This is a genomic window from Spirosoma sp., assembly GCF_048594605.1.
In the GTDB taxonomy this organism is placed as follows: domain Bacteria; phylum Bacteroidota; class Bacteroidia; order Cytophagales; family Spirosomataceae; genus Spirosoma.
Genome location: NZ_JBMDWV010000375.1, coordinates 1 through 18,018 on the forward strand (window position 1 = coordinate 1; position 18,018 = coordinate 18,018).

Sequence of the window (18,018 nt, forward strand, 5' to 3'; positions counted from 1 at the left end):
TTTCAGTGTCTAGATCAGTTTATAACAAAACAGGTGCATATACTAAAGATATCCAAGTGGTTAGTGACTTTTGAGATTATTTAGGGTCAAGGTTTCAAATGCTACCTGCACCAAAATGAAAAGGCGTTATACAATCATTCCAACCTTAGGTCTTTTACTATCGCCTTCTTTATTTCGGTATTCGTTTGCGCCAATCTACGACAACGTAACAGTGTACCATCCCGTGGGTGGTCCAATGCTTACAGTTGTTTTGGATATTGTCTGGTTGTGGGTTGTTCTGTTTGGGATCATGCTAAGTTTATGGACGATCCGACAATTTCGTAAAGGATAGTCGTCTTTGAAACCCCACAAAAACGCTTAAATAAGTCCTGTTTATAGGTAATGAACGGACAATCCAGTCGTATCGAACAAGCCAACCTATAGAAAATGTAAGCGAGCGCCCGACTATAAACTAGTCGGGCGGTTTTTTATCGTCTAACTTTTTTAGTAACCTTTCTATGATCTCTTCTGGCTGTACAGTATAAAACTCAATGATGAAGTTTTCGCCCGTCTTAACAATTTTGCCATCTTCGCACAAAATAACAGCGTACGGATGATCTGTCAGGGCAATTATCCGGCATAGATATATCTACAGCGTTTATATATTCGTTAGTTCATTATGTTAGAATAGTTAATTATTTTGGTTGAAAAGGAACATTAGCGCTAGCTGAACGTTTACTTTACGACTATCTGATAAAGTAATGAAAAAGAGCCATACCCTAATACCAGTTTTGGGGGGGATTTCCCTCTTATCCATTCTTCGGCCAGTATATCCTTCCAGCATACTACATCAAACGCATTCGCTTTTGGGCCCAGCCTCTTTTATCGTTTTTAGTATTGGTTTGCTATGGCTGATCTTGCTAGCAGGTATGTTAACAGACTGGCTAATTCGCGAGCAACACAGTCAGGAAAAAGGCCACGCCAACGCAGGCTTCTGGAGCTATCGGAGCGGACGGGATCGGCTTAGATAAGGCAATATGAGCGTACGGCCACAGTAGTTTGAGCCGCAAATGGCTGTGTTTCAGAAGTCAGAATGACAAACAGACTACACTTATACTCACGCTGTGAAGTCTGCTCATTCACTTGGTTCTCCGAACGGCTATTCTTCTTCAAAATATTGAATCTGAATTATCTCAATTAAGGTTTGCAGTTTCTGGACATTCGGTGAATGCGGTGTTGCTAGATGTTTTTTTATAACGGTCAGTCACTTACACTAGAGCGTATACTTTGTGAAAACTAAACAGTTCACTCGTTCGACCGCCTATATACGCGCAGCGTTTGGCAAAGCAATAGGGGAGAGGTACAAACTGTTTAATTAAGATACGTAAAGGAGCCTTTGTCAATAGATCGAGGTTCTTTGAAGATAGTGATCTACTTACGACGACGGCATTCGACTACACACTCGTTTCTTCGCAGATGCATCGAGTATAGCTGGGTAACTGGCTTCTATTGGGTCTTTAATGTATAAGCCAGTCCTAGTCACTACGAAACAGCTGAGTTGACATATAATAAAAGTACCTATAGGTCTAGCTTAATCGCAAAGCCGGAGCCGGCCAGAAAACGCCGGAAGTTGTATGTGTGGTATCTGATTGAGTATCCAGTAAGGTGATTGCGGCTATGGCTCGTCTGATGGCTTCATCCTGGCTCAATCCCTGATCTTTAAAGATTTTGGCTTTATCCATCACGTCCTGAATTGTAGGAGTAGTTATATAGTTCATTTGTAGCGAGCGAGTTAATATTTTGTTTTTGGTTATTGTACTCACTAGACTCGCGTCAAATAAATATGTCACCATAGATTGTATTGTAATAACGAAAATTAATTAAACGGTATTTATCTTAATATGCTGATGCTGGAAACGATTGTTTTAATTACACCTTTGTATCGTTTGTTTGTGTAATTACTTCCTTTACTTACTCTGTCGTGTGGTATCAGTAAAGCTAAATTTTTAAAAGAACGACTTGTTCTGGCTAATAATCAGGTTAGGTATGAAACTATATATTTTTTCGGACAATCATATTTTTTAAAAAATAGTATGTTCATTTATTAATGATCTGGCAATAAATAGTTAATTAATTTGCTACCCATTATAGGGATCAATGATGATTGTTAGTGAGTTGCAATTTCGACTGAAAATTAATGTAATGAAAAAAGAGCAAAATGAATTAGCGCTGAAATAAGTGGCTGACTGTTAGACAGTCATCAACTATCAAAGATCTATATACCGTTGAATAAATCCTGAACGAAGCCATCGGACATTCTACTATAATTTATAAAAAGTTGACTAGTTTCGGGGAAATTTTGATAGAAAAAATACTCATTTATCAACTCGTAAAATAATATCATTCGGGAATTGAACTTCTTATATTTTTATATGAATCAACAGGAGCAGAAGGCAAAATACAATCACCAAAATCAAATACAGATACTTGAAGATCGAATACTAGAATATGAACAGTTGATCAAGAGTTTAAGTATTGCTATAGAATTAGTAAACCCAGTTATATACTCAAACGAAGCTCATACCTTGCATGCAGCAATGGTGAAAGGAGTTGCTTATTATAAAAGTAAGCAGAGTGAATTAGTAACGTATTTTAATGTTGTTAATGAATTATAGATTGAAAAATACACCGTCGCTATTTATTCTTTTTTAAATAACGTTTCCAGGTGAAGTACTATCTATGAGTAAAAAATATACTATTGTTCTGATAGTGGGTTTGTTGCTTGCTCCACTGATTTTTCGATATGTGTTTTCTGGACTCTACTGGCACGTACGGCTAAATTATCCGATTACGAAGCTTATGCTGGTTGCGATACTGGATATTGGATGGATGTGGCTCATCTTGTTCTGCATTATGTTGTCGTTGAGAGTTATCCGTTGGGTACGTCGTGAGCGTAGGACAACGTAACATCGTATCAGGATACCACCTTAGAAAGAATATAGTAGTAAAACAGCAGCCAATGCTTCACTACAAACTGGTCTAAACAATAGACCAGATCAGCTTTAAGGTTAATAGAAATAGCAGCCCCGCAACGATCAATATTATCGTCCAGGGCCCAGGTAAAAGTGATTTTTTGGCCATGACATTTTGGCTAAGCCGGTTCTTGTAACTAATAAGCTGTACAAATTGGCATTATGCAATGATATAAATTAATTATTCGGTTTAGCAATTAACGAAATTTAATCGTACGCCATTGTAGAACGTTGGCATTTTGGAGTTAGTTGGAGAGCGTAAAAGTTCTAACAGCCCCAGTGATTATAAAGTAATCCCCACGGTTGTTTCTTTACGTACAGTACATCACTTGCACAAATGCCTCCTTTTTACGTATTTCGCGTTCCATTTTAGTACGTGTCCGCCAGAATCCGAATAAAAACCGGGTATAAGTAGTACGAAATAAAAAGGCAAGTCAACACAGAGAGGTGTCCGAGTGGTTGAAGGAGCACGCCTGGAAAGTGTGTATACGGGCAACCGTATCGAGGGTTCGAATCCCTTCCTCTCTGCTGAAATAAAGGGTAATGACCTATTCATCAGGTCATTACCCTTTATTTTTTAAATTCACTTGGCCGTTCACTCGCCTGTACTGATGTAACCGTAAGACTTTTGAGGTAAGAGGACGAACAATTCGTTCGGTTTGCCTACGCTTTCCTGATACGTAGTGATTCCTTCCTTAATTGACTTTCATGAGCTTGAGGAAGGAATTATTACGTATCTGATATAGAGTGACTGGTGAGCCAGTATGAATTCTATTCTTAGTCTACTTTATCTTGTAGTTGAATTATTTGAGTGCAAATTTTGCTGATATTAGTACTATTGTAAGGATATTTGTTTAACCTTTGACTTGAAAAACAGCTAAAACGTTAAACAAGAGAGTATGGGTACCCAACGACTCAAACAAGTCAGCGAATCCTACGAACTGACTCCTGATAGAATTCTGGTCAATTGGACATTCTCCATTGCCAGCCTTCATCAACACTACACCACCCTAAGTAACTACGTCAAGAAAGCTAACGAGCAAAAAAGATTATCGACAGATAGTCGCTTGCGCAACAGCTGTATAGAAGAGATAGCTGGCTTGCTGGCTACTATGGAGGAGGAATTGAGTAAATTTCTCTGTGATATTGATCAGGCCAATCCGCCTGATTACCAAACTTTACTTTTTCATACCGAGCGGATTAACAGGCTTAACCAAATGGCACTCACGTATCGGGCTCTCGTAGCAGAGTAAGCTCAGTGTAGGGTCAACTGAGCTTACTGCACGTGTGCTCAATTAATTAAATCTAAAAACTCGCTAGTTGTGGACACAAATAACTCATCTTTTGAAAAGCTTTTAGAGCAATATACCCTCAAGGTAGCTAGCCACTTTATTGATTCAATCGACTCGGCTTCCCAGGCTCAAATAATTGAAATGATTCGAGGAATTAATTGCTCGTCTGTATCAGATATAGCTTCTGGTAGTCACATCGCTACAGAAGTCCACCAGTCAGATAATTCTGAATGGCAACTGGTGTTGAGCCAGCCAATTGACTGGCATGCAGTCCATCGGCAAATGATTATTGATCAGGTAAGACAACTAGCGAAGCTAAATGAGTCAAGAATTCATCAACTTGAACAAGTTCTTAGTAGCACCGAGCATCGGTATAAGAAAGCAAAGATGACATTCTGGCATGAACCTTATCGCACAAGATTACTAGGCTGGTATGAGCTCTTGCTGGAAAAATACCATAATCAACTGATTCGGCCCAGGATCGCTCAGCAACAATATCTGGAATTGCTAAATCAGCTATAAGGGACCCAACCCTTCAAACGAACCCGAACATCTATTTCTTGGCTTATACTTTTATTAGTTCCAGACTAAACCCTGTGGTTTAACTCTGAACGACCAGCTGGTAAACGCAATAATTGAAGCGCCATCATGGATGATTAACATGAATAACGGGCTGGCGGCTTTGCAAATAAGTGCCTGACTATTCCATGATTACTAAATTGTCTCTGCGCTGTCTTCGCTCGTCACAGCCTGCTACGTTCATATGATTTAGAGTACGATTCGAGTAGGTACAACCGTATCGGCTGGTTCAACCATTGGCTATGAAGGTACGTATCTGACTGAGTGGCGTGCGTCAAGTGGCTTACCTTTGGCGTATCATATCAGGAAACATAGACGTTTTTTTTGGTTAACTAAGCTAAGTGCGCTATCAACATGTTCGGTACGTTAACAAGATCGTTTCTAATTGCTCTACTCACGTTATTAACAACCTTAGGCAACGCGAGTGCCCAATCGCTGACAGTTCCCTTAAAGACAACCCGGAGCCGGACATTAGTAAAGCCAGATGGTTCCTCCACCGCAATTGTTCCACTGCTCACGCAGAGCGCATCCAAGGCTACCGCAAAAGCGATATTTACGCTCAGGGAATCAGGCAAGACCTCGGCTGGCATCTTTCGTAGCTCCGATAGTACGTTGGTGCGTACGTTATGGGGAAACGAACAACTATCGGCGGGAACACATACGCTCGAGTGGGACGGGAAGCTCGATGATCTGACGACTAGCGCGCCAGATGTCGGTTATTATGCTCAGGTGTTGTTCAATAACGTAAAGTACCAATTGCTCGGCGTTATTGGTAACAACAGCGAGCAATATAACACAACCGGTAGCCACACCCATATGGAAGGCTTCTTTCTGGATATGGTGATTGCTGGTAACTATGCGTACTGCGCCAACGGGTATGACGAAGGCAATTCATCAAAGACGAAATTTGCCCTTTCTCGACCTCGCGTAAACATCAACGTAATGGCAAAAGGAATTGATGTGAAATCCGTGGCCGTAGATGAACAAAATGTTTACTGGGCCGGGGTCGATCCGAATCAGGGGCGAAAATCATTCGTCGTTGTTACGCGCCGATCCGACGATGCCCAGGTTACTTTTTCCGGAGGAAAGTCCTACAAAACGGTCCATGGGGAAACATACAACAGCATAATTGCGGATGATATGTCCGGTACCGCTGTCTCGGACATACGCGGAATTGCTGTTACGAATAAATACATCTATACGGCATTTTATGACCGAAACCGGATCAACGTAACGAGCAAATTGACAGGGCTACCGCTGTTTTCCTTCGCTATGCCAGCACCTGGCAAAATAAAAAGCGACGGCAATTCGACGCTTTGGGCGATAACCGACGGCACAGTCAAAAAATTCAGTATCAATCCGGATGGAACTTTAACCGGCCCAACGCTTACGCTGTCAGGCTTAACCGAACCTGTCGCGATTGGTCTGGCATCTGATAACCGAATTGCGGTAAATGACGCGGGCATTAATCAGAACGTTCGGTATTACAACCGAGCCACTGGAGCGTATCTGGACGATTTCGGCAGTAAGGGTGGTTACGCGACCAGTTCGGATGTGTTTGATAACAAGTTCATTTTTAAGAATCCGAAACGGTTTACAGGAAAAAACGTCGTTATCTGGTCATTTTACGCTGAGCAGCCCGACGGTAGCTTTTGGGTCGGCGATCAGGGCAACACACGAAGCCAGCATTTTGCCTCGAATAGGAAGTATATTGATAACATTGATTTTACCGGCTTTCATTATTCATTTCGCATCGATCAGAACGATTCGAGCCGGGCGTTTGCCAATTACGAAGAGTTTGCGATCGATTATTCGAAGACGCCGAGCAACGACAATTCGACTGGTTGGTGGAAACCCAAACGAAACTGGCTCTGGAACGTCGTCGCGGCAAAAGACAATCAGTATTTCAGGCTTCTAAACGTAGTAACACTCTCAAACGGACGCACCTACGCGCTGGCCAGGGTCAGGAATACCCTGGAGGTTATCGAACTAGTAAATAGGGGCAATATCCGGTACACAGGCATTACATTCCCCAATCTTACTTATAGCCTTCGGGCAGATGGTTCACTCTGGAACAATACCGGAACGAGCGCCATAAACCAACCGATCTCCTGGCGACGACAGCCCCTGATGGGTTTTGATGGTAACGATAATCCGACATGGGGTAAAATGGTTACAATGGCAACGCTGCCTACTGTTACAGGAACCGATCCTGTGGCGAGCGAGCCCGTTGCCCGATCTTATGGACAATTGGGAAACAACGTAGTGAGCTTTGCCAACAACAAAAGCAACGGTACGCGGGGTTATGGTTATCACCTGGGATTGATTCCATTCGGCGCTAGTACGTGGAAATGGCAGACAATGCCCTCCACGAACCCGTATTACAGGGGGCCGTATCCGACCAATCATTTTTTCGACATTGGCAACAAGGTTAACAATGCTGGCGGCTTCGTTCAGGTCGTTGGCAGGCATATTTTCTGGAATTACTTTGGTGAGTTCTGGAAAGGTTCACAGACCAATAAATACACACACGTTTACGAAAATGGGTTGATGGTTGGCCAGTTTGGAGCGGCTATGGATAAGCAGCAACTGGCTTATTATAATCCGCCTGATCAGGCCGGTAATGCGCAGGTCGGTGCCTTTACCTCGGTAGGGGGTGTTCTTTACCTTGGCCACAATGACGAGGGCGTGCGGGGCGGTTCACCCTTTCGGAAAATAACGGGTTTAAATACGATCAAAATCCAGACGATCCCGATTAAGGGACTAAGCATCGCGAAAGCGGCTCCAGCGTACATTTCGCTTTTTGCAGGGTTGCCATACGCAAGTCTGGTACAAGATAACACGGCGGGGTTCCGTCGTGAACCGGCAGAGAATTACGAAAACGATACAAAGGCAAACGTTTGGGCGACACGCACCAATGTCTACCTGTTTGATCCATCTGTTCGCGATGTTGAGTTTGTATTGTATCCAAAAACGGGAGGTACACCTCTAGGAACCAGTACGTTCCCGGTTACGAACGACTTGGTAAAAACAAACTGGCGGATCATCGGCAAATTAACGTATGTAGAGGGCAGTGAGCCTGATGACACAAATAACGACAATCAGATTCAGGGCCTTGATAACATGGGCAAAGTGCTCTGGCGCATTCGCAGAGGACCCAATTTAACCTTTAACGGGAAAACGCTTCTAACGGCTGTCAATACGTTCCCATCCTATTTTACCATCAGTACACCTGGTAACTTTTCGATTAGTTGTAGCACCTCTACCTGTAGTATGACGTATAACGGGGTAACCGTAAAGGCGCCATATATTGACCCCACCGCAAATCGGAATCGACCGGCAACTATAGAGGTATTATTACGTAGTACGACCCGAAACGGACACAGGGTTTCAATTGGCGATCCGCGATTTTATTATCAATAACTTAACGTAACAGGAACCTTAACTGCCGGCCGGTAAGGTTACCTGTTCTCGGCCAACCGTACACATTTTCAATAAAGGCTGAGTCAGTGGCCCAAACAACTTGTTCGTTTAACCCGGTTTCGATCTTATTCAATAATTGGCATTAAAAATGGATTAAATACGGAAAGGTTTAAATGCGGGTCTAGGTGTTTATACTTAATTTAGTAGCAATTGTTTCATATGCAATGATTGCTTGCCCCAGCCGTAAACTTCCACACCTTCATGTTAAAACCTTTTCGTATTGCTGAATTAGATGCCCTGCGAGGTATTGCGGCACTGCTAGTCGTTTTTTTTCGCTATACCATGAATCAGAACGATTTTGTCTCCTCGCTGTTCCACTTTGGGAGTATTGGCATTGAACTGTTTTTTATCATTTCCGGCTACGCCATTTTCCGGACAGCCAGGAGGACATCCAATGCCGGGGATTTCATGACTGGCCGCCTGGCACGACTCTATCCCGCTTACTGGTTTGCCGTCACTTTATACGTTATCCTGTTGCTGACTTTCTGCGCCGTCGAAGCCGATACCGCCCTTGTCGTACAGTACTTAGTCAATCTGACAATGTTGCAAAACTTCTTAATGCAGAAAAATATTGATGCTGTCTACTGGATACTGGTGGTTGTGCTGATGTTTTACGCAGTTATTCTGGTGCTGCTTCTAGCCAAACAACTCAGGCGCATTGATCAGATTGGGGCATTTATATTGCTGCTGCTGTTTATTTACGGAGCGTTTGGGGCGGAGCGTATGGGGGCCTGGCCGATGCGCATTCACCGGTTTGCTACGCTTGTTGAGTTCTTTCCGTTATTTCTGGCCGGAATCGTGTTTTACGAACTTAAGGCTGAACGACCTACGCCAATGCGACTGGGGCTGGTGGCAGGCTGTTACGTGACTCAATTGTCGCTGTTCCATCTGATGGGGGAAAGGCCCCGATTTTTTGGGACGGGGATGTATGCCATTCTGCTGGCGATCTGCTTTGGCGTATTTCTACTCTATGTCTTTGAGAATATCAGCGGGATCGTCAATGAAACAACGCTGTTTCTGGGGTCAATCTCGTATTCAATTTTTCTAGCTCATAACCCGGTTGATTTTGCTGTACGACAGACGCTGGCCTGGTTAAATGAAGAACTGGAGAGTTGGGAGATCATTACACTGGATATATTCTTTTTGCTTCTGGTATCCGCACTGATTCGGCGCCTAATCGAGAAGCCGATACTACGTTGGGAGAAATCGCAACGACAAAGGCAGGTCTTGGCTGTATGAATTACAGTCCAGCAAAAAGCCCGGTTCAATACAAACCGAACTTTTTCAATAAAACCGCTTTACTAACATCGCTTTGTTGAGCAATGGGCTAAATGCTGAACAAGACCATTTTCCACTGACCGCTTTGCCGCGTATAGACTTCCGTATAAGCTTTATTGATTGTAGAATTTTTGTTATTAGCGGTCACTGTGGCAACGAGTTTCCCGGTTACAATAGCCGTTTCACCAAAAACGTGAACTAAAGACTCGCTTATCGTGATGCTGTTGACAACAAAACGTTTACTTCTCAACTCATCAAGGAATTCGTTTTTGGTTTGTGTTTTGCCATTTGCCAGTTGGAGTATCACGTTATTATCCATTAGGGAAGCTAACTGACCGGAATTGGGTGACCTCATCCAGTCAAATTTTTTCTTGGATAATACGCTTATCTGAGATTCGGTAGGCGACTGACTAAAGGCTCGTAGGCTTGCCAGCAGGAAGGTTAAAAAGAGGATTCGTTTCATAGTAAACACAGCTGTTAATTTAAAAAGATCGTTACGTCGTCATTTGATCTGAGAAAAAATACAGGCAGCTTTTTGCTAATCTATACGTACGAATAAACGATTATTTAGCCGCCTATGTGTGACGTTTGATAAATGACCACCGAGTTTTGACGAGCTAACGTGTAGATTGTCGTACGTAAAACCCCAATCAGCCTGAGCCGGCGTTTCATATTCGTTACGTCGATTGTAGAGGACTGAAGTAAATCTGTCTTTCAACTAATTCTCTATTAATTAAAAGAAAATGCACTAATCATTTATTTTTTATAAGTATAGCTGTTCATTAGGAACATTTTGTATATTTGAACGTAAACCACACCCATATGATGCCTTCTTCTACCAACGTGCGTGCCTACCGCTATTTGCTGGTTCCGTTTATTCTGCTAGTCCTTCTGATGGCGGTGAATCTCTTGTTCATCGTCCTGGGAGTAGGGTTAGTGATCTGGTTCATTCGACACCTGGTCACACTGTTGCCAAATAAGCGATACCCCACGCCCATTTATGATGATACGTCGTCATATCCTGTACACGCAACTTCTTTCGAACTGTTAACCGAATAATACGGTCGGTACGCTGACCCGTTTGCGAAGCGTTTGATGCTCCCGGCGATTTATTAGTCCGGCGAGCCGCTACGTCCACTAACTTCCAGAAATGACTGGCAGGAGCGATGTGTTTGCCATAGCGGTAAGATCGGCGAGCTCGAAACTAGCTCCCAATAAGTACAATCCAGTTGCTTCACTGTCAGGTTTTAGCAGGTAAAATTCCGCCGTTTCGTCTCCATTGATTAGCTCACTGTGATTAGTACCCAGGCTTTATAACTTCGCTCCAGCCAATCTTCGGGCGATTAGACCATCACCGCCATAGAATGAAATACGGCTTCTAAATACTATAAAAACCAGCGCCCGTCCGATTCTCGGTCAGATGGCTTTGTGCCATCTGTTTGCCTGATAGTGCCTTTAGTCGGTAGACCCGATTCTGTTCAGTAGCTGCTTAATCTCATCAATCAGGGACGGATCAGCCAGGGAATAATAGATCTCATGGCCTTGTCGCCTGCTGACCAGTATGCCTCTATTTTTCATCTTAGTCAGATGTTGAGATAAGAGCGACTGATCGGTCCGGAGATGCTCCTGTAATGGCGATACATTTAAAGTGGATTTCTCAAGCAGAGTCAGAAGAATCCGAAGACGTAGTGGATGGGCAATTGTTTTGAGCAGCTCAGCGGCTTGCTCAACGTTTTGATCGATCATTTTTGTCTAATAGAGAGGTTTTGATAAATTAACTATATAAAATCCTAAATGGTGAAGGAAATTTATATTTTTTGAAATTTTGATTATTTTATTTACTAAATGGTAAGTATTGTCTATTTTATGTCTACAAAAATGAATTACGGTTGCTTGGGGTTCTTACCAGCTGACATTCTATTCTAGAATACTTTACAATGTATAAGGGGCTGGGCTTTGCTTACTCGATCTCCAAGGAGTACAGCTCTCAGGATGTGAAAACGAAAACCATTCGATAGGCTTTTTCACAAATATTATCTTCTGAGTATTGTCATTTATTTACTGTTATTTATTTTTGGTAACAAATGACTTTGTCGCTTTATCCCTATTATGAAAAACTTAATCATTATTGCCCTTATTCCAGGGCTAATAGTCATTCCTATGCTCATGCGAGTTGGGCACTTTTCGACCTACGACTATTGGCGCCTGAATCATCCTGTGCTGGGTATATTGTTGGTCATTGGCCTGGACGTGCTTTGTGTAGGATTGGGTTTTTTAAGTGCTACGTTGATCGGGAAGCTGGCCAGATGGTTGCATCATCAAACGAAATCTGCAAGGGGTAGACAACCACAGCTTCTTAAAAAGCGATGGTTGTCCACTGCATCAAGTTATGGATTAAGACTTACGACGCCTTCTCCTATAAAAAAACGCTACACAATTATGCCTGCTCTAGGACTATTTGTAGCTCCATCCGTTTTTCGGTTTTTTCTTCCCCACCTGTACAGCTATATACAGCAGAATTATTCATTCGCCGGACGAATACTTACGGTTATACTTGACATTGTCTGGCTTTGGGTGGCTTTATTAGGAGTTATGTTAGTGGCAGGCTTCGTTCGTCAGATACGAAGCTGGAGATAACGTCCTGTAACAGGCTCTGGTAAACAAATACTCGACCTTTACGTATGAGTGTGCGCCATCATGAGTTTGGGCTAAGCAAGGGCTGTCGATTTTGCAAAAATCCTTACTTTATCCTGCCAATAAAACCAGTTTAAAACGGGGTTAAGCACTGGCTCTTAACTCCAGAAGATTACCGACAGGATCATGAACGTAGCGAGCGCGTTTCTCGGGCATAGCCTGTTGATCTACATTCGTCGCCGTGCATACGTAATGGCTGAGTACATCAAGTAAATTGATTGATACGTTGATTGTGAGTCGATTGGGTGCTGTTGATTCGTTGGTCTGACGAAAAGTCAGCATTGTCCAGCCAATTAGTATGGTGAAATGGGTTGCCGAATGAGTCAGTAACGGTAATCCTAACCGGCGAATGTAAAACAGGTGCATGGCTTCAAGCTGGTTCGTACACAGTTCAATAGCTTTCATAATATCAATCGGTTGAACGGATTGTGAATTAGGTTATTGAAAAGCGTTTGCCAACAGCGTGCCTGCCAGTAAGATCGCTACGTACAAAAGGATGGCCAGCAGGCTGGACCATCCCTGGGCAGTTGACAGAGCGAGCGGCTTATCGAGGAAGAATGGTGCTTTTTTCATGTGTATTGTTCGTAAGTGTTGTCCGAATTAGTAAGACGAACGTAGCATGTAATAGTCATTGGCAAAATCAAATTCGGTTCAATTGAGCAGATGGGTGGTTGACCCGGAAGAAGCTGGCGATGAACTGGAAGCTTCGGTTTTGAAAATGAACGCCTGTTTGCTCGATGGTAAGTCGTTCGGAAGTGTGGGCCGATAACGGTACATGTCGTACTTTTGGGCTGAAATCCTGCTTAACGGAAATGCAGTTGAGTTGGGAAGTAAAAGACCAGAACCTAATTTGACATTGATCATCCAGCCAGAACTCCGAACCGTTGACGTAACGCGCTACGTTATTCCGTTGCGGGAAGGTGGCTCGTTGCCGGCCCTCGTTGAAGCCGACGATGATTTCCTGTACGTACTGAAGTTTCGTGGGGCAGGGCAGGGGACAAAAGTGCTCATTGCCGAGTTGATTGCCGGTGAAATTGCTCGAACTCTCGGGCTGAAGGTACCGGAAATTGTATTCGCCAATCTGGATGCTGCTTTTGGCCGAACCGAACCCGACGAAGAAATTCAGGATTTGCTACGCGCGAGCGAAGGCCTTAATCTGGGTATTCATTATTTGTCCGGTGCTATTACGTTCGATCCCATCGTCAACACGATTGATTCCCGGCTCGCTTCACAGGTTGTCTGGCTGGATGCGTTCGTGATGAATGTCGATCGCACGGTACGTAACACAAATATGCTTATGTGGCATAAAGAACTCTGGCTGATCGATCACGGGGCCGCGCTCTATGTGCATCATACGGGGCCGGGCTGGCCAGAACAAAGCCGACGGCCCTTCACCCAGATCAAAGACCACGTATTACTGTCGCGGGCAACGGAGCTCGATGCGGTCGATACGGATTTTCGCCGGCTACTGACTCCCGAACGTATCGCGTCGATTGTTTCGCTGGTTCCGGACGAATGGCTCATGAATGGCTTACCCGAAGAATCGACTGACGCCCAACGGCAGATCTATACTCAGTTTTTAGAGGACCGGCTGGCCTCCTCCGAAATTTTTGTTAATGCAGCTAAGGATGCCAGAAAAGCACTTGTTTGAGTACGCCGTTATTCGTGTTGTGCCCTGCGTCGAACGTCAGGAGTTTATCAACGTCGGTATCATCGTGTACTGTCGGGCGCAGCGTTTTCTGCAAACGCTGACTGCACTGAACGAAGGGCGACTGCAAGCCTTTTCGAGTCGTCTGGATATGGACGAACTGAAAGCCCGACTTGGTGCTTTCGAACGGATATGTGCGGGCCATACCGACAGCGGGCCTATTGGTAAACTTCCCATCGCCGAACGTTTTCGCTGGCTTACGGCAACACGTAGTACCGTTGTACAAACATCGCCCGTACACCCGGGCTTGTGCGACGATGCGGGTCAAACGCTTGCGCGACTTTTAGCGCAGCTCGTTCAGTAATGATGTAGATTGACTACGCAACTCAGTTCGCGAAATCCTCAACTAAACTATTTTTTACACCAGTTCGGCTGGTTCATCGTATTGAGAAAAGCCTTTCTAATCAATTTTTGCTGAGGTTTTTGCCGTTCGGCAGTCAATCATTTATCAAACCTCTCAATTATTTATTAGCCAAATTCAAATGAAAAAATTATTGCTATTCAGTGCATTTGCGTTCTCAACGTTACTATGGAGTTGCATGACCGATCACAACGTGCCGTCAGCCGTTAGTTACAAACTCGACGATACCAAATCGGTGGCAGAATGGAAGGGATACTTGCGAACCGGTTATTTCAATGAAGGAGCCATCAGCGTAAAAAGTGAACAGCTAATCGTTAACGAAGGGAAAGTGACGGGTGGTTCCTTTACTATTCCGGTGTCGTCCATTGTTAATTTCAATCTGCCTACAGATTCGATCAAGCACCTACTGGTACACCATTTGCAAAGCCCGGATTTCTTTAACATGGCCATTCACCCAAACCTGACTTACGACATTACCAGTGTTACGCCTTACTCAGGCACGGAAGGCGTTGCAGGCGCTAATTACCAGGTACAGGGTAATCTGACCATGCTGGGAAAAACGAATCCCGTGAGTTTTCCGGCAAAAATTGACTTGAATAATAACCAAATGACTGTCGACGCAACCCTAAAAGTCGACCGTACAAAATGGGGCATTACGTATGCGGCAGACCCAGCTTTACCGGCCGACAGTCAAATACAACCCAACATTGATATTCACCTGAAACTGGTGGGTAGTAAACAGTAACCAACGCACTCATTATCCGACGTCTGCTGATGATGTATCTATTACGTCCCCAGCAGACGTTTGCTTTTCTGCTGATGGCAGGCAGAACGTAGCATGCCTAAAGGGCTTGCAATTCCATTGGCGCTTGTGTATTTTGGTTGCCATGGACCCTTTTACTACGTTCGTTAAGACGCTGTCTGCGCTATGCTTATTCGTGACAACTGGCGCTGGACAAGCCCGAACAGACGACTTTCTAAAGAAATTATTAGCCCGGAACCAAAGCCCGATTTTTCAGGAAGTCATTCGGCACCCGGAAACGTACCGGCTGCAAATCATTTACACCCAGATAAATCGCGATAAAAACAATACGCCTTCGTTTACGCATTACTATTTCCATGTCGACAGCACCGACTATTTCAACCCGGCCTCAACCGTAAAACTTCCGCTTGCTTTGCTCTCGCTGGAAAAACTGAACCGAATGCAAAAGCCGGACGTAACGAAGTTTACGGCTATGCAGTTCGACAGCGCTTACAGCAAACAAACGAAAGAATGGCGGGACGAAACCTCTGAAACGGGCTATCCGTCCATTGCGCACTTCATTAAGAAAGCGTTTTTAGTGAGCGACAACGATGCGTACAGCCGTATGTACGAGTTTGTTGGGCAACAGGAAATCAACCGATCTCTGCACGCAAAAGGCTACCTGGATACGCGCATTACGCATCGGTTCGTGCGGATGTCGGCCGACGAAAATCGGCACACGAACCCTGTCCGGTTCATTCGACAGGATGGTACGTTGCTTTATGCGCAACCCGCAGCATATAATCCGGACCCGTTCGATTTTCGGCGGGTTGCCAGGCTGGGCAAAGGATACATGACGGGAAACGACAGCCTGGTGCACGAGCCGTTCAATTTCACCGAACGTAACAAACTGCCACTGGAGGCCTTTCAGCAAATGCTGCAATCGGTGATGTTTCCAGAGTCGGTTCCGGACAGGCAACGCTTTAACCTGACGCCCGCCGATTATCGGTTTCTGTACCAGTACCTTTCACAGTATCCAGGCGAAACAAATTACCCCAAATACGACGCTAAGCAATACTACGACGCCTACGTAAAATTCTTTTTCATGGATAGCCTGCATCACCAGATGCCCGACCGTGTACGGGTATTTAATAAGGTGGGCTGGGCGTACGGTTTTCTGACCGATGCTTCTTACGTAGTGGATTTTAAAAATAAGGTCGAATACATGCTGGCTGCCACTTTGTATGTAAACAGCGACGGAATTTTAAACGACGATAAATACGAATTCGATACCGTCGGGCAGCCGTTTATGTATCAACTCGGCCAGACAATTTATCAATACGAGTTGAGCCGTAAGCGAAGATACGTCCCCGATCTGAGCCGATTTCGGATGACTTACGAAAAACGTATAAACGACAACCGGCCGGTAGTTCGGGATGTCGATAACTGAATGATGTATGATGTAGGATATATTGTGTAGGATATGTGGCGGCTTGCTGATTATCTTCTATTTTGCATTCTATACCCTACATCCTCCAAAACCTACTTCTATGCTTTTTCGACCTTTACTACGTGCACTTATCCTGCTGGCCGTAACGACTTTATCACTACGTGCTCAAACGGATACCAGACAGAATCAGCCGCTACTCACTACGGCTTCTCCGGAATCCGTCGGTTTTTATCCCGAACGACTTAACCGGATTGATGGCCTGATTCAATCCTATATCGACAAGGGAGCTTTTCCGGGAGTGGCCGCCATTGTGGTGCGGAACGGTAAAATCGCGTATTACAAAGCGTTTGGCAAGTCGGACCTGGAAGCCAATAAGCCAATGGCCAGGGATGCTATTTTTCGGATTGCGTCGATGACCAAAGCCATTACGTCGCTGGCCGTCATGATGCTGCACGAAGAAGGTAAGATCATGCTCGATGACCCTATCAGCAGGTACATCCCTGAATTTGCCAAACCCGTTGTGCTCGATAAATTCAACGAAAAAGATAGTACGTATTCGACTGTGCCGGCCAAGCGGGAAATTTCAATACGTCATCTGTTGTCTCACACATCGGGAATTAATTACAACGTAATTGCCAGTGACCCTAAAATGCGGGCCATTTACACAAAAGCCGGAATCATTGATGCTTTTACAACCCAGAATGTTAAAATTGGCGACTTAGTAAAAACATTGGCCAAACTGCCGCTGAACCATCAGCCCGGCGAGAAGTGGACCTATGGCCTTAGCATCGACGTACTGGGCTATCTGGTGGAGGTCGTATCGGGCGAGCCGCTTGACCAGTATTTCCAGAATCATATTTTCGGACCGCTGGGTATGAAGGATACGTATTTTTATTTGCCTGACTCGAAAAAAGATCGGCTGGTGCCACTCTATTCGGAAAATAAGGAAGAGAAAAAACTAGTAAAGCTGGGAGCGAATCGAGGGTTGGCGGCTGATCCTGATTATCCCGTCAGGGGCGCGAAAGCGTATTTCTCGGGTGGGGGCGGACTCTCCAGCACAGCATATGACTACGCAATTTTTCTGCAAATGCTGCTCAATAATGGCGTTTATAACGGCAAACGATTTCTAAGCCAGAAAGGCGTAGAGCTGTTTACGAACACAAACCAAACCGGTACGTTGTTTCCGAATCCGAACAGCTATTTCAGTTTAGGATTCGAAGTGATTAACGAAAAAGGCCATTCGCATGATCTCAACAGTATTGGTACGTTTTCGTGGGGTGGCGCGTTTAGCACGCATTATTTTGCCGATCCCAAAGAAAAAATCTGCGTGGTGCTGATGAAACAAATGTTAGGCACTACCTACGGTGGGGAGCTTGACAAGAAATTTGACGTGCTGGTTTATCAGGCGCTGGACGATTAG

19 protein-coding genes and 1 tRNA gene are annotated in these 18,018 nt (G+C 44.4%); 15 read left to right on the forward strand and 5 right to left on the reverse strand.

Annotated features, from left to right (window positions below):
- Window positions 1–115 precede the first annotated feature (115 nt).
- On the forward strand, window positions 116–331 hold the full coding sequence (locus ACOJS8_RS23430; protein WP_420150986.1) for a hypothetical protein: 216 nt from the start codon (window positions 116–118) through the stop codon (window positions 329–331).
- Window positions 332–1,565: 1,234 nt separating this feature from the next.
- On the opposite strand, the gene ACOJS8_RS23435 is transcribed toward ACOJS8_RS23430, so the two are convergent.
- Window positions 1,566–1,757, reverse strand: coding sequence for a hypothetical protein (locus ACOJS8_RS23435; RefSeq protein WP_420150987.1), 192 nt, complete (start codon window positions 1,755–1,757; stop codon window positions 1,566–1,568).
- A gap of 654 nt (window positions 1,758–2,411) precedes the next feature.
- Between ACOJS8_RS23435 and ACOJS8_RS23440 the strand changes: the two genes are divergently transcribed.
- The 6 genes from ACOJS8_RS23440 (at window position 2,412) to ACOJS8_RS23465 (ending at window position 9,604) form a co-directional block, all read left to right on the forward strand.
- Window positions 2,412–2,654 (forward strand): hypothetical protein, encoded by a 243-nt coding sequence (locus ACOJS8_RS23440; protein WP_420150988.1) that lies wholly within the window; start codon window positions 2,412–2,414, stop codon window positions 2,652–2,654.
- A gap of 798 nt (window positions 2,655–3,452) precedes the next feature.
- A tRNA-Ser gene (locus tag ACOJS8_RS23445) sits at window positions 3,453–3,539 on the forward strand.
- A 371-nt stretch (window positions 3,540–3,910) separates the two neighbouring features.
- Window positions 3,911–4,264 carry a hypothetical protein gene (locus tag ACOJS8_RS23450; protein WP_420150989.1) on the forward strand — a complete coding sequence of 118 codons (354 nt, stop codon included), beginning with the start codon at window positions 3,911–3,913 and terminating at the stop codon, window positions 4,262–4,264.
- Between the two features lie 69 nt (window positions 4,265–4,333).
- A complete protein-coding gene (locus ACOJS8_RS23455; RefSeq protein ID WP_420150990.1) occupies window positions 4,334–4,825 on the forward strand; it encodes a hypothetical protein in 492 nt (163 codons plus the stop codon).
- A 411-nt stretch (window positions 4,826–5,236) separates the two neighbouring features.
- Window positions 5,237–8,305 (forward strand): hypothetical protein, encoded by a 3,069-nt coding sequence (locus ACOJS8_RS23460; RefSeq protein WP_420150991.1) that lies wholly within the window; start codon window positions 5,237–5,239, stop codon window positions 8,303–8,305.
- Window positions 8,306–8,566: 261 nt separating this feature from the next.
- Window positions 8,567–9,604: an acyltransferase family protein gene (locus tag ACOJS8_RS23465; RefSeq protein WP_420150992.1), complete on the forward strand. Its 1,038-nt coding sequence runs from the start codon at window positions 8,567–8,569 to the stop codon at window positions 9,602–9,604.
- Between the two features lie 88 nt (window positions 9,605–9,692).
- Here the strand turns inward: ACOJS8_RS23465 and ACOJS8_RS23470 are convergent, their stop codons facing one another.
- Entirely contained in the window at window positions 9,693–10,106 is a 414-nt protein-coding gene (locus ACOJS8_RS23470; protein WP_420150993.1) for a nuclear transport factor 2 family protein, read from the reverse strand.
- Between the two features lie 359 nt (window positions 10,107–10,465).
- On the opposite strand from ACOJS8_RS23470, the gene ACOJS8_RS23475 reads away from it, so the two are divergent.
- Window positions 10,466–10,702, forward strand: a complete 237-nt coding sequence (locus ACOJS8_RS23475; RefSeq protein ID WP_420150994.1) for a hypothetical protein — start codon at window positions 10,466–10,468, stop codon at window positions 10,700–10,702.
- Between the two features lie 396 nt (window positions 10,703–11,098).
- Here the strand turns inward: ACOJS8_RS23475 and ACOJS8_RS23480 are convergent, their stop codons facing one another.
- A complete protein-coding gene (locus tag ACOJS8_RS23480; RefSeq protein ID WP_420150995.1) occupies window positions 11,099–11,389 on the reverse strand; it encodes a metalloregulator ArsR/SmtB family transcription factor in 291 nt (96 codons plus the stop codon).
- Between the two features lie 363 nt (window positions 11,390–11,752).
- On the opposite strand from ACOJS8_RS23480, the gene ACOJS8_RS23485 reads away from it, so the two are divergent.
- The gene (locus ACOJS8_RS23485) at window positions 11,753–12,280 is read left to right on the forward strand and encodes a hypothetical protein (RefSeq protein WP_420150996.1); all 528 of its coding nucleotides are present in this window, start codon (window positions 11,753–11,755) and stop codon (window positions 12,278–12,280) included.
- Between the two features lie 141 nt (window positions 12,281–12,421).
- Here the strand turns inward: ACOJS8_RS23485 and ACOJS8_RS23490 are convergent, their stop codons facing one another.
- Window positions 12,422–12,742: a hypothetical protein gene (locus ACOJS8_RS23490; RefSeq protein WP_420150997.1), complete on the reverse strand. Its 321-nt coding sequence runs from the start codon at window positions 12,740–12,742 to the stop codon at window positions 12,422–12,424.
- Between the two features lie 33 nt (window positions 12,743–12,775).
- A complete protein-coding gene (locus ACOJS8_RS23495) occupies window positions 12,776–12,910 on the reverse strand; it encodes a hypothetical protein (RefSeq protein WP_420150998.1) in 135 nt (44 codons plus the stop codon).
- A 58-nt stretch (window positions 12,911–12,968) separates the two neighbouring features.
- On the opposite strand from ACOJS8_RS23495, the gene ACOJS8_RS23500 reads away from it, so the two are divergent.
- The 6 genes from ACOJS8_RS23500 to ACOJS8_RS23525 all read left to right on the forward strand — a co-directional run bounded on the left by ACOJS8_RS23500 (window position 12,969) and on the right by ACOJS8_RS23525 (window position 18,018).
- Window positions 12,969–13,106, forward strand: coding sequence for a hypothetical protein (locus tag ACOJS8_RS23500; RefSeq protein WP_420150999.1), 138 nt, complete (start codon window positions 12,969–12,971; stop codon window positions 13,104–13,106).
- 87 nt (window positions 13,107–13,193) lie between these two features.
- Window positions 13,194–13,988, forward strand: coding sequence for a HipA family kinase (locus ACOJS8_RS23505; RefSeq protein WP_420151000.1), 795 nt, complete (start codon window positions 13,194–13,196; stop codon window positions 13,986–13,988).
- The gene (locus tag ACOJS8_RS23510; RefSeq protein WP_420151001.1) at window positions 13,966–14,349 is read left to right on the forward strand and encodes a DUF3037 domain-containing protein; all 384 of its coding nucleotides are present in this window, start codon (window positions 13,966–13,968) and stop codon (window positions 14,347–14,349) included. Before ACOJS8_RS23505 ends, ACOJS8_RS23510 begins: the two co-directional genes overlap by 23 nt.
- A gap of 178 nt (window positions 14,350–14,527) precedes the next feature.
- The gene (locus ACOJS8_RS23515; RefSeq protein ID WP_420151002.1) at window positions 14,528–15,151 is read left to right on the forward strand and encodes a YceI family protein; all 624 of its coding nucleotides are present in this window, start codon (window positions 14,528–14,530) and stop codon (window positions 15,149–15,151) included.
- A 142-nt stretch (window positions 15,152–15,293) separates the two neighbouring features.
- Window positions 15,294–16,598: a serine hydrolase gene (locus tag ACOJS8_RS23520; RefSeq protein ID WP_420151003.1), complete on the forward strand. Its 1,305-nt coding sequence runs from the start codon at window positions 15,294–15,296 to the stop codon at window positions 16,596–16,598.
- 100 nt (window positions 16,599–16,698) lie between these two features.
- Window positions 16,699–18,018 carry a serine hydrolase domain-containing protein gene (locus ACOJS8_RS23525; RefSeq protein WP_420151004.1) on the forward strand — a complete coding sequence of 440 codons (1,320 nt, stop codon included), beginning with the start codon at window positions 16,699–16,701 and terminating at the stop codon, window positions 18,016–18,018.

What these genes read in the sequence shown, in the direction of transcription:
- ACOJS8_RS23430 (WP_420150986.1), top strand. Translation starts at nt 116, where the DNA reads ATGAAAAGGCGTTATACAATCATTCCAACCTTAGGTCTTTTACTATCG.
- ACOJS8_RS23465 (WP_420150992.1), top strand. Translation starts at nt 8,567, where the DNA reads ATGTTAAAACCTTTTCGTATTGCTGAATTAGATGCCCTGCGAGGTATT.
- ACOJS8_RS23440 (WP_420150988.1), top strand. Translation starts at nt 2,412, where the DNA reads ATGAATCAACAGGAGCAGAAGGCAAAATACAATCACCAAAATCAAATA.
- ACOJS8_RS23480 (WP_420150995.1), bottom strand. Translation starts at nt 11,389, where the DNA reads ATGATCGATCAAAACGTTGAGCAAGCCGCTGAGCTGCTCAAAACAATT.
- ACOJS8_RS23475 (WP_420150994.1), top strand. Translation starts at nt 10,466, where the DNA reads ATGATGCCTTCTTCTACCAACGTGCGTGCCTACCGCTATTTGCTGGTT.
- ACOJS8_RS23490 (WP_420150997.1), bottom strand. Translation starts at nt 12,742, where the DNA reads ATGAAAGCTATTGAACTGTGTACGAACCAGCTTGAAGCCATGCACCTG.
- ACOJS8_RS23470 (WP_420150993.1), bottom strand. Translation starts at nt 10,106, where the DNA reads ATGAAACGAATCCTCTTTTTAACCTTCCTGCTGGCAAGCCTACGAGCC.
- ACOJS8_RS23450 (WP_420150989.1), top strand. Translation starts at nt 3,911, where the DNA reads ATGGGTACCCAACGACTCAAACAAGTCAGCGAATCCTACGAACTGACT.
- ACOJS8_RS23485 (WP_420150996.1), top strand. Translation starts at nt 11,753, where the DNA reads ATGAAAAACTTAATCATTATTGCCCTTATTCCAGGGCTAATAGTCATT.
- ACOJS8_RS23435 (WP_420150987.1), bottom strand. Translation starts at nt 1,757, where the DNA reads ATGAACTATATAACTACTCCTACAATTCAGGACGTGATGGATAAAGCC.
- ACOJS8_RS23515 (WP_420151002.1), top strand. Translation starts at nt 14,528, where the DNA reads ATGAAAAAATTATTGCTATTCAGTGCATTTGCGTTCTCAACGTTACTA.
- ACOJS8_RS23510 (WP_420151001.1), top strand. Translation starts at nt 13,966, where the DNA reads ATGCCAGAAAAGCACTTGTTTGAGTACGCCGTTATTCGTGTTGTGCCC.
- ACOJS8_RS23460 (WP_420150991.1), top strand. Translation starts at nt 5,237, where the DNA reads ATGTTCGGTACGTTAACAAGATCGTTTCTAATTGCTCTACTCACGTTA.
- ACOJS8_RS23520 (WP_420151003.1), top strand. Translation starts at nt 15,294, where the DNA reads ATGGACCCTTTTACTACGTTCGTTAAGACGCTGTCTGCGCTATGCTTA.
- ACOJS8_RS23525 (WP_420151004.1), top strand. Translation starts at nt 16,699, where the DNA reads ATGCTTTTTCGACCTTTACTACGTGCACTTATCCTGCTGGCCGTAACG.
- ACOJS8_RS23495 (WP_420150998.1), bottom strand. Translation starts at nt 12,910, where the DNA reads ATGAAAAAAGCACCATTCTTCCTCGATAAGCCGCTCGCTCTGTCAACT.